Below are 12,616 nucleotides of genomic sequence, written 5' to 3'. Positions count from 1 at the left end.
GGTTTGGTTTCCAAAATCGTTTCGTTTCAGGTACAATAAAATACGAGGTGTAATATGAACGTACAACGATTGCTAGACCCTTGGGATCCGATCCGTTCGTTGGAACGGTACGGCAGACATGTGCTCACGAGCGTGGAATTTACCGTTACGAATTTATGCAATATGCGCTGCGAGCATTGCGCCGTCGGCGACGCGCTGGTGCAGAAGGAAGGCCCGCGCATTCCGCTTGAGACGGTGCTGAAGCGGCTTGACGAAGTCGAGCGGCTCGAGACGATCAGCGTCACCGGCGGCGAACCGTCGTACGACGCGGAATCGATGCGAGATTATATCGTGCCGCTGCTGCAGTACGCGAAGAGCCGCGGCGTCCGCACGCAAATCAATACGAATCTGACGCTCGATTTCGGTCGGTACGAGACGCTTGCTCCTTATATCGACGTGTTCCACATTTCGTATAACTATTTGGGCCCGGAAGATTTCCACCGGATCGGCTTCGCGAACGCCGGCCGCTCGATCGGGCTCGAAACTGCTTCGCGCATGTACGACCGCATGATCGAGAACGCGCGCAAGCTCGCGGACGGGGGCGCGTTCGTCTCCGCCGAATCGATGATCAACTACCGGACGCATCAGTCCATCGCGGACATTCACCGCCATGTCGTCGAGATGGGCTGCCGCCGGCACGAGGTGCACCCGATGTACCCGAGCGCTTTCGCGTCGAAGCTGCCGATGCTGCCGATCGACGATCTGCGGGCCGCCGTGAAGACGCTGCTCGACGCGCGGGACCGTTCGGTCTGGATGCTGTTCGGGACGCTGCCGTTCTTCGCTTGCAGTCAGAGCCCGGAGGACCGGGAGCTCGTGCGGCGGCTCGCGGCCGAGCCGAACGTCACCGTCCGCAACGATCCGGACGGCCGCAACCGGCTCAACGTCAATACGTTCACGGGCGACGTCACCGTGACCGACTTCTCCGACGTGCCGCCGGTCGGCAACGTGCAGAACGATTCGCTTGACGAGCTGTTCGATCGATGGACCGAGCATCCGCTGCAGCGCAAGGTGAGCTGCCATTGCCCGGCGGCGAACTGCTGCGGTCCGAATCTGCTGGTCGCCGATATGTATTACCGCGACGTCGATTTTTTGCAGCGCAAGGCAATTTTATAGCGATCGGGGTGTAGCAGTGCTTAGAAACGTACTGATTATAACTCTTGGTTTAGCGTTCCTGTACGCTCTGTTCACGGTCGGTTCTCCGTTTTTGCTGGCCCTCGTGTTCGCGATTTTCCTTGAACCGCTGAACGGGCTGATCATGCGCTATTTGAAAATGAACCGCATCGCTGCAGGGACGATTACGTGCACGGCGTTCGTGGCGGCGGTGCTCGGAATCATTTATTTATTGATCGCCAAGATCGTCTCCGAAATTATCGCGCTCATCCGCAACTTGGACTACAACGAACTGAACGCCTTGGTGCTCGAGGCTGTCGCGCGGCTCGAGACGCTGACGGTGAACATGCCCCCGGACGTCGCGGAAAACATCCGCGTTTACGCGAACGGGCAAATCCGCTCGCTCCAGGGTGTCGCCACGCAGCTGTCGGGCTATACGTTCGACGTGCTCAAGACGCTGCCGAACGTGCTCATTTATTTCTTGGTGTTTTTCGTCGCGCTGTATTTATTCAGCTTCAGCATGGCGACGATCCAACATTCGTTCCTGTCGTTTTTCGAAGAGAAATCGCGGGATAAAATCGCGGAGGTGCTGCTCAATTTGCGCAGCGCGCTGTTCGGCTTCATCCGCGCGCAGTTCATGCTGAGCGGCATGACGTTCTTGATCGCCTTCGGGGGTCTGCTGCTGCTGGACGTCCGGTACGCTCTGGCGATCACGTTCCTCATCATCGTCGTCGACATATTGCCCGTACTCGGCACGGGCTCCGTCCTGGTGCCGTGGGCGGCGTACTCGGCTTTCATCGGCGATACGCGTCTTGCGATCGGGCTGCTCGTGCTGTTCATCGTCATTACGGTGTTCCGCCGCATCGTCGAACCGAAAATTCTCGGGGAGCAAATGGGCATCGGCGCCCTGCCGACGCTGATCAGCTTGTACGTCGGCTTTGAGCTCATCGGTGCGATCGGGCTCATTCTCGGACCGATCGTCGTCATCATATATCAGGCGATGGTGAAGGTCGGACTGCTGAAAATCAAAATACGTTTGGAGTAACGGATATGGTAGAGAGAACACCGCAAGCGCTCATTTTCGATATGGACGGCACGCTGTTTCGAACGGAATCGAACATCGTGCCCGCGTTCGAGCGGGCGTACGCGCGCCTCGCGGGCGAAGGCTTGACGCGTGATGCGATGCCGTCAGCCGACGTGCTGCTCGGCTCGCTCGGCATGCTGCTGAAGGACATTTGGAGCCGGGTGCTCCCGAACTCCGACGAACGGACGCGCCTGCGGATGGACGAACTGCTGTTGGAAGAGCAGCTCGCGCTGCTCGGCGCAGGCGCGGGAGAGCTGTATCCGGGCGTCGACGAGACGCTGCGGAAGCTCCAGGAAGAAGGCTACCGGCTGTTCGTCGCGAGCAACGGCCTCGAGCCGTATGTGAAAGGCGTCGCCAAGGCGCTCGGCATCGCGGACCGATTCGAAGGCTTGTACTCCGCAGGAGAATTCCGTACGGCTTCGAAGGTCGACCTCGTGCGGCTGCTGCTGGACCGGCACGAGGTGGCTTCGGCTTGGATGGTCGGCGACCGGTCGTCCGACGTCGAGGCGGGCAGCAAGAACGGTCTGCCCGTCGTCGGATGCGAGTACGCCGCGTTCGGCGTGCCGCAGGACGAGCTGCGCGGCGCCGAGATGCGGATTCGGGCGTTCCCCGAGCTGCTGGACCTGCTGGGGATTGCGGAGACGACGAAATAAAACGACAGACAAACGATGACGCGAGGGAGCGAGGCTCCTTCGCGTCATTTTTTGCGTTCGCGCTCGTACAGCCATCGCGCGTATTCGACCGGCGTGCGGATGGCGCGGCGGTACGTCTCGGACTCTCCGATGCGGCGGAACACTTCGCGCGCCGGCTTCGGGTTGATTTCGAGCAGCCATACCCGTCCGTCGCGGTCGACGGCGAGGTCGAGCGCGAGCTCGCACATGTCGCGGTAATGGTCCTCGAGCCGTTTCACGACGAGGAGGCCCAGCTCGCGCATGTCTTCCTCGACGGCCGACGCCTTCGATTCGCTGCCGAACGTCTTCCGGAGCAGCTTGCCTGCGGCGACCGCTTTGCCGCCCCCGTGCAAGTTCGACGTCACGCTCCGCTCGGCGCCGACGCGTCCCGCGCAGCCGGTCACCTCCCAGCGGCCCTCTCCCGTCTTCTGCACGAGCATTCGGTAATCGTGCACCCGCCCGTTCGGCAGCGTCAGCTCGATGCCCTGCTGCATCAGCGAATTGTCGGCGAGACCGAGCCGCGCGATGAGCCGGCCGACGCCCTCCGCCGACCCGCGCAGCTTCGGCAGAATGCGCCGCTGCTTGTCGCGGCCTCGCACTTGGAAGCGTCCGTCGCCCGCGCGCTCGATGCGGACGACGCCGCGTCCGCCGGTGCCGTTGACCGGTTTGACGAACGCGATGCCGTGTTTCTTCACGAAGTCCGCCAAGGCGCCGGCGCCGCGGTACATGACGGATTCCGGCAGGTGGGGGCGGATGTCCTTGTCTTTGTGGAGCAGCTGGTGAATCGCCCATTTGTTGGCGAGCGGGCGGTTCATGTACAAGAGGTCGCCGTACCGCCCGCGAAATTCCCGGAGCTTGCGGAAGCGGGGCGTGTTTTGGTACCGGCACCGGTCGAACACGACGTCCGGGAACGGCATCCACCGCCGCTGCCAGCCCCGCCCTTCTTCATAGACGTGGGCGAGGACGCGGCGCTTGCCGTCATCGACGTCTTCCGGCGTATACACGTACGCCTCGATGCCCATTCGTCTCGCTTCCTTCAGCAGCCGGCGGAAGAAAGGGAGCTCCTCCAGCCGGTTGCCGTTCAAATAGAGAGCCATGACGCCAAGTCGGAACGTGCCCGCCATGCTACCGCCTCCTTCGTTTCGCGGCGCCCCCGCGCCGCCCTTCGACGCCCGCGCGCCGCGCGCGCCCGCGCCCGCGCCCCCGCCGCGCCCCCTCGCCGCCGGACGCCGGCAGCTCCGCAAGGCGGGCCGAACGTTCGGTCGGCTGGTTCACGAGGTATTTCCAAAACCGGACCAATCGGCGCAGCGACGTTTCGCGGATATGCGGCTCGTCGAATTTCATCGGCTTCGAGTTCGCTTCGAAAAACCACAGCTTTCCCGATTTGTCGACGCCGAGATCCATCGACATTTCGCCGAGCGTGTGACCGGCCCCTTTCTCGATTTGCGCCGCGAGCTCCAGCGCCGTCTCGCGCGCCGTCTGCAGCGTCGCGCGCGCCGAGGCCGCGCCGAACACATGGGTCAGCAGCTTCTCGGGATCGCCGATCGAGCCGCCGCGGGGGACGTGGGTCGTGATGCTCGACTCCCCGGCGACGCGGGCGCCGATGCCCGATACGCGCCATTCGCCTTTGGCGCTCTTCTGCACGAGCACCCGAAGGTCGAACGGCCGCCCGCCCGCCGAGGCGAGCGAGATGCCCTGCTGGGCGATATATTCCTTCCCGTCCATCGTGCGCTTCACCGTCTCGTACATGGTCGGAATCGAGTCGTACACGGCGGATTCGGTTCCTTCGGCGCTTTGGCACGTCAGCCGGTATTGGGCGGCGCCCTGCGGCCGTTTGACGGAGGTCAGGCGCTGGACCTTCATGATGCCTTTGCCCGCTTTGCCCTTCACCGGCTTCAGGTAGACGATCCGGTGATTGCGCACCATGCGCGTGAAGTCGTGAAGGCCGTTCAGCTTCACCGTCTCCGGGATATGGCGCCGAGTGAGGCGCGAGCCGTTCAGCCATTCGAACAAGCTCCATTTGCTGAAGAAGGACGGATTGAAAAAGCGGATGTCCGGATGGCGCAAGCACGCCTTGATGAGCTCCTGCACTTCGGGCAGCTGCTCGAATTTGCGGTACGGAATCCGATTGTACACGACGTTCGGGAACGGCCGTTCGCCGCGCACCCATTTTTTCTTCGAGGGCGAATACACGTACCCTTTGATCGTGGATGCGTTCACGTCGAGATCGTCCTGCGCGACGATATAGGCGACGACGCCTTCTTCCTTCGCGGTGCGCAACAGATCGATGAAATTGTCGCGGTTGCCGCGAAAGATGCGGGTGCCGTCGCGATACGTGAGAATCGCGGCGACGGGAACGGCCGCGCGGGGCGCGGGCGAGCCCTCGCGCTCGGGTTGCGTCAGCCACGCCATTTACGCATTCCCCCTCTTGCGAAACTTCGCGAGATAGAGGCAATGCTGGAAGACGAGGGAGAGTGTTTCGCGCCCTTCTTCCTTCAGTGCGGGGTGCTTGAAGATCGAGCGCCCCGGCTTGGAGTTCGCTTCGAACATCCAAATATGCTCGTTCGTGTCGACGCCGAGGTCGAAGCCGAGCTCGCCGACGTGATGGCGGGAGTTGTTTTGGATCGCCTCCGCGAGCTTGATGGAGACGTTCTTCATGCGGTCGAGCACGTCGCTCGCCTTGTCGCCGAACACGCGGCCGAGCGCCTGCTCGGGCGTCATGAGGGTGCCGCCGTTTTTGATGTGCGTCGTCACGCTGCCCCGGCCGGCCATCTTCGCCCCGATGCCCGCGACGACCCATTGATTGCTCTGATTGCGCACCAGGTGAAAGCGGAAATCGATCGGATTGCCTTCGATGTCGATCAAGCGAATCCCTTGCTGCGCGACGTAGCGGCGGAGCCGCCCGCTCGAGGCGCCGAGCATCGTCATGAGGCTGGAGAAGTTTTGAAACCGAAGCAACGTGTTTTTGCCGTTGCTTCGGAAGCGGGCGAAATAGCCTTTGCCGGGCGCGTACGTGATGCGGTATATGCCTTTTCCGAGGCTGCCCCCGGTCGGTTTCAAATAAATGAACTTATGGCGGCGCAGCATTTCCCGCATTTGCTCCGGCGTCGGGTTCAACGTCGATTCGGGCACATGCTTATACGCTTCCGGTTCGTCTTCGAGCATGCGGTAGACGTCCCACTTGTTATAAAAGCTCCAGTTGAAAATCGGAATGTTGCGGCGCAGGAAGCGCTGCTTCAATTGCTCCATGCCGAGCGACACGTCCGCGCTTCGGCTCGCCAGGCGGTTGTAAACGACGTCGGGCAGCGGCACCGTGCGCCGCGACCAGCCGCCGTCGGGATCGGCGAAGTAGCCGAGCACCGTGTTCTGGTCCCAGTCGACGTCCTTCGGGGTGAAGGCGAACACGTACGCTTTGCCGCTGCCGGCGCGCACGAGCTCCCGGATGAGCCCCGTGCGCGAGCCGAACGGCCGCGCCGCGGTGCCGCCGCCGCTCGTCAATACGCCGATCAACGGGCCGATCCGCACCGTCGTGCCGCCGTCCGCCGTCGACAAATAAATGTTGCCGGTTTTCGGCGCGCGGATCGCCTCGCGAATGGCGGCCGGCAAGTACAGATGACGGCCTTTGCCCTTCTGCGCTTTCACCTGCGCCGTCACCGTTTTGCCGCCGAGCTTGACGTCCACCGTGCCGCCCCCGCGGAGCCGCAGCTCCTTGGCCAGCGCAGGGGTCAGATACACCGCTCTATCCGTTCTTCTCGTAAAATGAATCTTGCTTACCGTCAAACTCATTGATCTGTCCTCCTAGTTGCCGGTCCAAGACGTACCGTGCATAGCGAATCGGACTTGTCACGGCCGCGATTCTTACGCTTTGATCGTGAAGCCGAGCGAATGACATTCTTCCTGGTTTCGAGTTGACCTCGAGCAGCCACACCCGCCCGCGCCGATCGACGCCGAAATCGATGCCGAGCTCGAGGAGCGGGCCGTGCCAGCGCTCGAGCACTCGAGGCACGGCCATGGACGCAGCGCGGATCGACTCGAGGATCCGCTCCGCCTCCGCCTCGCCGAACTGTTCAAGCAAGAAATCCGCCGCCTCCCGGGACGTTCCGCCGCCGTGCAGATTCGACGTCAGCCCGCCGACCGCGCCGACGCGGGCGGCGGCGCCGGTGAGCCGCCACCGGCCTTCGCCGTCTTTCTGCACTAGCGCGCGTATGTCATAGGGGGCGCCGTCGTTCGCCGTCAGCGTCAAGTACGCCTGCACGAGGAAGCGGCTGTCGGCCACGAGCCTCCGGTCGACCCACCGGAGCAGCGCGTTCAGGCTGCCGAAGCGGTACGCCGCGGGGCGGTTGGCGCGGGTGCGGCCGCGCGCCTCGTACGCGTCCGGTCCGATCCGCCGCAGCCGGAATACGCCGCGGCCGTGGGAGCTGCCGTTCGGCTTCAGCACCGCCTCGCCGCGTTCCCTCAGCCACCGCGCGAGCGCGCCGGGGCCGGTGTATCGCGCCGTCGCCGGCAGCAGGGCCGCCGTTTCGGGGTCCTTCGCGAGCAGGCGGTGCACCTCGAGCTTGCCGCCGAGGCACAGGCCGAGCAGCTCGACGCCTCGCTCCGCGGTCAGCCGCCGCAGCAGCGCCCGATGCCGGTCGAGCTCGGCTTTCGTGCGGAAGAAGGCGCGGTCATACACGACGCGCGGGAACGGGAAGCGGCCGCGCGTCCATTCGCCCGACGACTCGTCGTAGGCGTAGCCGCGGATTTGTTTGCGTTCCCAATCGATCCATTCAGGCGCGAACACGTACGTTGCGAAGCCGCGCGAGCGCGCCGCCGCGTCCAGCCGCCGGTAAAACGCCCGGCTCGAGAACGGCGCGCCGCTCCCGCGCTTCGCCGTGACGAGGATGCCGAGATACGCCGGGCCGTTCGCTGCCTCAGAATTCATCTCGTTCGCCTCCTCGGTGCGCTCACAACCGCGCGAGATGCCGCGCGTATTGGATCAGCGTTTTGACGGACGGGCGAATTTTGCCGGTCGTCAGCTGCGTGTTGTCGTTCTTCGACGGCTTCGAATTGACCTCGAGCAGCCACACGCGGCCGCCTTGGTCGACGGCGAGGTCGACGCCGAGCTCGCCGAAGTGCGCGTCGATCGTCTTGTCGACGCCTTTCGCGATCTCGACGGCCGCCTTGCGCAGCGACGCCGCGGCCGCCGCCTTCCGTCCGGCGGGCAGATTGGACCTGGCGATCGCCGTCTTGAGCGGCGCGATCGTGCCGCCCTTCGCGAGGTTCGAGACGAAGTGGTTCGGCCCGGCGATCCGTCCGACGATCGACGTGACGCCCCATTCGCCGGTCAGCCCCTTCTGGGTCAGCGCGCGGAAGTCGATCGGCCGGCCGTCGACCGCGGCGAGCTGCAGTCCTTGCTGGATGAGGAACTTTTGCCGCTTCATCCGCTGCGATACGACGGCGTACGCCTTCGCCAGCGACGGGTACATCGCGCGCCGCGTGCCGGTCGGTTCGCTGAAGTGGGCGGCGTACCCTCCGGTCTCGTGGCGCACGAGGCGGATGATGCCTTTGCCGAGGGAGCCGCGGATCGGTTTCAAGAACAGGATCCGGTGTTTCGCCGCCATCGCTTTCAACGTGTCGTAGCCCGTGAACGCGTGCGATTCCGGCAAGTACCGGTGCAGCGCCACCTCGCGCCGCAGCGCGGCGAACACTTCGGTTTTATCCAAATATTTCTCGTTGAACACTTGCGTGCCGTAGCGGGATTTCGCTTCTTTGAACAGCTGTTGGACGCTTTCCAGGTTTTCCAGCTTTCTTGACGTCAACCGGTTGTGCAGCACGTCCGGCACGGGGAAGTCGCTCCGGCGCCAGCCGTTCGAGTACGTCCACCCTTGAATCGTGCCGCGGTCGGAGCCGATGCCCGACGGGGGGAAGAAGTAAACGAACGCGCCTTCCGCCTTCGCGGCGTCGACCAGCTCGCGGCAGAATGCGGTCATGTCGCCGAACGGGCGGTTCGACTCATCGGGCGAAGCGCGGGACATGATGACGCCGATCAACGGCCCGATGGCGAGCGTTTGCGTCGAGGGCCGATAGGCGGCGCGAAGCTGCGCGCCGTTGGACAGGCCCATGCTCGCGGCGAGGCTTGCGCCGACGCGGACGTACTGCGTCTTCGCCGCCGGCATGACCCTGACGTAGCTGCGGAACGCGCCGAACCGCAGGTTGACCGACTGGTTCGGCTCGACGCCCCATTTGCGCAGAAGCGAGGAGCTCACCCATACCGCGTGATCGTCCGCCGGCTCGCCGGACCGGACCGATGCAACCTTGATTCTGACTTTGGTTTTGGACATAAGGGTTCTCCTTCCGACTTCGAGGAGTTAGGCGACATAGACTAAAACATCATATGAGTGCCTAAGGATGAAGGTGAATCGCGGAGAAATTTGGGCGGGGGGCGGAAAACGCGGCGGTTTGGGCCTCGTTCGGCGGCTGGAGGGGATAATAAGCGCATATTAGCGCCTAACGCTTGGCTGATCGCCGCTTGTACGGGAAATAGCCGCACTTTTGCGCCTAACGCTTGGGTGATCGCCGCTTGTACGGGAATTAGCCGCACTTTTGCGCCTAATGCTTGGGAAACCGCCGTACGCACGCGAAATAGCCGCACATATACGCCTAACGCTTGGATGATCGCCGCTTGTGCGGGAAATAGCCGCACATTTGCGCCTAACGCTTGGATGATCGCCGCTTGTACGGTAAATAGCCGCACAAATGCGCCTAAAGCTTGAGTGATCGCCGCTTGAACGCGAAATAGCCGCACTTTTGCGCCTAACGCTTGGGTGATCGCCCCTTGAACGCGAAATAGCCGCACTTTTGCGCCTAACGCTTGGGTGATCGCCGCTTGTACGGGAAATAACCGCACATTTGCGCCTAATGCTTGGGGAACCGCCGTCCGCATGCGAAATAGCTGCACTTTTGCGCTTAACTCGCTTAACGCTGGGGTGACCGCCGCCAACGAGGGGGAGGACGCACTCTGCCGCCTCACGCCCGCCTCCGCGGCCCGCCGGCCGGGTCTATTCGCCCGGCCTGTCTCATACAATGAGCGTAAGCGGTCAAAACGGGAGGGAACGTACCCATGAACAGAACGACGAAAAACATCGTGTATATGAGCATCGCGCTCGGCATGCTCATTTACGCCGTGCCGCGCCTTGAAATCGGGCAAGGCTGGACGCTGCCGACAGTGTTCGGCATCGTGTGGATTCTCTTCGCGCTCGCCATCGTCGCGTCGCATCTCCACGCGATCCTTCGCGTGGACGAGGAAACCGCCGCGCAGCTCGACCGGGTGAAGCGCCACCGGCGCCGCCAGCTCGCGCAGCTGCTCGAACGGCGCATCGCCCGCCGCGGCGGGCAATCCTAGCGGCATCGCCGCGCGCAACGCCCTTCGGGGCGTTTTTTCTTTTGCGGCGCCGAACGCGGAAATCTCGTGCAACGGCGCCGCTTTCACGCTATAATGAAACAGAATGGTACAGATGCGGAAATTGGGGTGTAACAGTCTTGGATTTGACGACGCAAGAGACGATGACGAAGCATGAGCAGATCATTCGATATATTCAAGCGCTGAAGGTCGGAGACAAAATTTCGGTGCGGAAAATCGCAAAAGACGTCGGCGTCAGCGAAGGGACGGCGTACCGGGCAATCAAAGAGGCGGAAGCGTCGGGACTGGTGGCGACGAAGGAGCGGATCGGCACCGTCCGAATCGAGCCGAAGGCTCGCAACAATATCGATAAGCTGACGTTCGCCGAGGTGGTGAACATCGTCGACGGCGAGGTGCTCGGCGGAGCCGAAGGCCTCGGCAAAACGCTCGGCAAATTCGTCATCGGCGCCATGCAGCTCGAAGCGATGGTGAAGTACATCGACGCCGGCAGCCTGCTCATCGTCGGCAACCGGGAGAAAGCGCACGGCGTGGCGCTCGAGCTCGGCGCGGGCGTGCTCATCACCGGCGGCTTCGGCGCGAGCACGGCGGTCCGCAAGCAGGCAGACGAGCTGGCGCTGCCGATCATTTCGAGCTCGTACGACACGTTCACGGTCGCCTCGCTCATCAACCGCGCCATTTACGACCGGCTGATCAAAAAGAAAATCCTCCTCGTCGAGGACATTATGATCCCGAGCGAGGAAACGATGACGCTGCGCGGGCAAATGACCGTCGCGGACTGGAACGCCGCCGTGGAGCAGTCGGGGCATAGCCGCTTCCCGGTCGTGGACGATCACCACCGGTTGATCGGCATGGTGACGTCGAAGGACGTCGTCGGCTCGTCGCCGAACGACCGCATCGACAAAGTGATGACGAAAAGCCCGATCACGGTCGGCGCGCGAACGTCGGTCGCGTCGGCCGCGCACATGATGGTGTGGGAGGGCGTCGAGCAGCTGCCCGTGACGGATCACGGCCGGAAGCTGATCGGCATTATTTCGAGGCAGGACGTGCTGAAGGGGATGCAGTTTATCCAGAAGCAGCCGCAGATCGGCGAGACGATCGAGGATTTGATCCTGTCGTCGTTCGAAGAGGAGCGGGAGGCGGACGGGCGGGTCGCGTTCCGCGGCACGATCACGCCGCAGATGACGTCGTCGTTCGGCACCGTCTCCGAAGGCGTGCTGACGACGCTCATGTCGCAGTCGGCGTTCCGCGCGATCAAGCTCGTCAAGAAGGGCGACCTCGTCCTCGACAGCATGTCGACGTTTTTCTTGAAGCCGCTCCAAATCGATAACGAAATCGTCGTCCGCCCGCAGCTGATCGAGCTGAGCCGGAAGTTCGGCAAGGTCGACGTCGAGGTGCATCTGGGCTCGTCCCTCGTCGCCAAGGCGATCCTAACGGCGCAGCTGATCGACCAGATGTAGCTTATTTGCGGGAAAAATGTCCGTAATTGCGGAACCCGGCGAACACGTTGAACGCGCCGATCAGCAGAAACAGCGAGCCGACGACGATGCGGACCGTATCCGGCTCGAACAGCAGAAACTGTACGAGCGAAGCGAGGATGAGCAGCGCGCCGTTCGACAAATTCATGCGCGCGGCGTTCAGTCCGCGAACGTTCGGGTCGGAGGCCCGACGCGAACGGAAGCTGAATATGACGGAGAGCACGCAGCATACCACGATGCCCGCATAAAAGATGTAAATCATGACCAGCCACCTGACTTTCGGAAAAATGGAACGCGTCACCACTGTACCGTTTTTCCGCGGCAAAATCAATGCGGCCGCCCCCCGGTTCATTCCGGTAAAAACTCATCCGCTCGAACGAACACGATGCATTCCGTCCCGACGACGGACAGCATGGTCAGCCGGATGCGGTAATCTTTGTCGCCCACGCCGTAATACACCTTGCCGTTGATCAGCTCCCGGTACAGCGTATACATGTCCGCATGCACGGGCTGGCCTATGAGCTTAAGCAAATCCGCCCCGATGCGGTCCTCGAGCTCCGCGTGCGTCGCTTTGCCGAGATCCTTCTGCTCCGGGTCCCAGCGCACGGAGGTGCGGTCGATGACGTTGCGGCGGTTTTTCACCTTTTCGTAACTGGCGACTTGATCCGTCAGCGAACGATTTTCCTTTTCCAACCGGTCGATATCGTACTGCAGCTCCTGCACCGTCCGCTGGGCGACGCCGGTCATGACGGCGGCTCCGAACACGACTCCGCACAGCAGCAGGCCGATCCCCTGCATGAACGACGGGGAGCGCTGCAGGTTCGGCACGCGCATCGGC

General features: G+C 62.9%; 12 protein-coding genes. 5 read left to right on the top strand and 7 right to left on the bottom strand.

Annotation, left to right across the window (positions count from 1 at the left end; translation table 11 throughout):
• Positions 1-54 precede the first annotated feature (54 nt).
• Genes yfkAB through VE009_RS01560 form a run of 3 tightly spaced genes read left to right on the top strand, consistent with a single transcriptional unit; the run spans position 55 to position 2,886 of the window.
• Positions 55-1,152 (top strand): radical SAM/CxCxxxxC motif protein YfkAB, encoded by a 1,098-nt coding sequence (gene yfkAB, locus VE009_RS01570; protein ID WP_325005631.1) that lies wholly within the window; start codon positions 55-57, stop codon positions 1,150-1,152.
• Positions 1,153-1,168: 16 nt separating this feature from the next.
• Positions 1,169-2,194 (top strand): sporulation integral membrane protein YtvI, encoded by a 1,026-nt coding sequence (ytvI, locus tag VE009_RS01565; RefSeq protein WP_325005630.1) that lies wholly within the window; start codon positions 1,169-1,171, stop codon positions 2,192-2,194.
• 5 nt (positions 2,195-2,199) lie between these two features.
• Positions 2,200-2,886, top strand: a complete 687-nt coding sequence (locus VE009_RS01560; RefSeq protein ID WP_325005629.1) for an HAD family hydrolase — start codon at positions 2,200-2,202, stop codon at positions 2,884-2,886.
• Between the two features lie 44 nt (positions 2,887-2,930).
• On the opposite strand, the gene VE009_RS01555 is transcribed toward VE009_RS01560, so the two are convergent.
• The 5 genes from VE009_RS01555 to VE009_RS01535 are packed head-to-tail and all read right to left on the bottom strand — an operon-like array spanning position 2,931 to position 9,224.
• The gene (locus VE009_RS01555; RefSeq protein WP_325005628.1) at positions 2,931-4,028 is read right to left on the bottom strand and encodes a YheC/YheD family protein; all 1,098 of its coding nucleotides are present in this window, start codon (positions 4,026-4,028) and stop codon (positions 2,931-2,933) included.
• Between the two features lies 1 nt (position 4,029).
• The gene (locus tag VE009_RS01550) at positions 4,030-5,316 is read right to left on the bottom strand and encodes a YheC/YheD family protein (RefSeq protein WP_325005627.1); all 1,287 of its coding nucleotides are present in this window, start codon (positions 5,314-5,316) and stop codon (positions 4,030-4,032) included.
• A complete protein-coding gene (locus VE009_RS01545; protein ID WP_325005626.1) occupies positions 5,317-6,690 on the bottom strand; it encodes a YheC/YheD family protein in 1,374 nt (457 codons plus the stop codon).
• The gene (locus tag VE009_RS01540; protein ID WP_325005625.1) at positions 6,644-7,825 is read right to left on the bottom strand and encodes a YheC/YheD family protein; all 1,182 of its coding nucleotides are present in this window, start codon (positions 7,823-7,825) and stop codon (positions 6,644-6,646) included. The genes VE009_RS01545 and VE009_RS01540 overlap by 47 nt, the downstream gene beginning before the upstream one ends.
• Positions 7,826-7,847: 22 nt before the next feature.
• Positions 7,848-9,224: a YheC/YheD family protein gene (locus tag VE009_RS01535; protein ID WP_325005624.1), complete on the bottom strand. Its 1,377-nt coding sequence runs from the start codon at positions 9,222-9,224 to the stop codon at positions 7,848-7,850.
• A 779-nt stretch (positions 9,225-10,003) separates the two neighbouring features.
• Between VE009_RS01535 and VE009_RS01530 the strand changes: the two genes are divergently transcribed.
• Both VE009_RS01530 and VE009_RS01525 read left to right on the top strand, forming a co-directional pair.
• Positions 10,004-10,285: a hypothetical protein gene (locus VE009_RS01530; protein ID WP_325005623.1), complete on the top strand. Its 282-nt coding sequence runs from the start codon at positions 10,004-10,006 to the stop codon at positions 10,283-10,285.
• Positions 10,286-10,446: 161 nt separating this feature from the next.
• On the top strand, positions 10,447-11,760 hold the full coding sequence (locus tag VE009_RS01525; protein WP_325005943.1) for a DRTGG domain-containing protein: 1,314 nt from the start codon (positions 10,447-10,449) through the stop codon (positions 11,758-11,760).
• A gap of 1 nt (position 11,761) precedes the next feature.
• Here the strand turns inward: VE009_RS01525 and VE009_RS01520 are convergent, their stop codons facing one another.
• Complete coding sequence (locus VE009_RS01520; RefSeq protein WP_325005622.1) at positions 11,762-12,040, bottom strand: YtpI family protein; 279 nt, start codon at positions 12,038-12,040, stop codon at positions 11,762-11,764.
• 86 nt (positions 12,041-12,126) lie between these two features.
• Positions 12,127-12,612, bottom strand: coding sequence for a hypothetical protein (locus tag VE009_RS01515; RefSeq protein ID WP_325005621.1), 486 nt, complete (start codon positions 12,610-12,612; stop codon positions 12,127-12,129).
• Positions 12,613-12,616 lie beyond the last annotated feature (4 nt).

The organism is Paenibacillus sp. (assembly GCF_035645195.1).
Taxonomy (GTDB): Bacteria; Bacillota; Bacilli; order Paenibacillales; family YIM-B00363; genus Paenibacillus_AE.
The sequence above is the reverse complement of the archived record's forward strand: the minus strand, read 5'-3'. Positions and strand labels throughout refer to the sequence as shown.

Bases quoted from the DNA above. Each gene is read 5' to 3' on its own strand.
- VE009_RS01545 (WP_325005626.1), bottom strand. From the start codon at position 6,690: ATGAGTTTGACGGTAAGCAAGATTCATTTTACGAGAAGAACGGATAGA.
- VE009_RS01525 (WP_325005943.1), top strand. From the start codon at position 10,447: ATGACGAAGCATGAGCAGATCATTCGATATATTCAAGCGCTGAAGGTC.
- VE009_RS01515 (WP_325005621.1), bottom strand. From the start codon at position 12,612: ATGCGCGTGCCGAACCTGCAGCGCTCCCCGTCGTTCATGCAGGGGATC.
- VE009_RS01555 (WP_325005628.1), bottom strand. From the start codon at position 4,028: ATGGCGGGCACGTTCCGACTTGGCGTCATGGCTCTCTATTTGAACGGC.
- VE009_RS01560 (WP_325005629.1), top strand. From the start codon at position 2,200: ATGGTAGAGAGAACACCGCAAGCGCTCATTTTCGATATGGACGGCACG.
- VE009_RS01530 (WP_325005623.1), top strand. From the start codon at position 10,004: ATGAACAGAACGACGAAAAACATCGTGTATATGAGCATCGCGCTCGGC.
- yfkAB (WP_325005631.1), top strand. From the start codon at position 55: ATGAACGTACAACGATTGCTAGACCCTTGGGATCCGATCCGTTCGTTG.
- VE009_RS01535 (WP_325005624.1), bottom strand. From the start codon at position 9,224: ATGTCCAAAACCAAAGTCAGAATCAAGGTTGCATCGGTCCGGTCCGGC.
- VE009_RS01550 (WP_325005627.1), bottom strand. From the start codon at position 5,316: ATGGCGTGGCTGACGCAACCCGAGCGCGAGGGCTCGCCCGCGCCCCGC.
- VE009_RS01520 (WP_325005622.1), bottom strand. From the start codon at position 12,040: ATGATTTACATCTTTTATGCGGGCATCGTGGTATGCTGCGTGCTCTCC.
- VE009_RS01540 (WP_325005625.1), bottom strand. From the start codon at position 7,825: ATGAATTCTGAGGCAGCGAACGGCCCGGCGTATCTCGGCATCCTCGTC.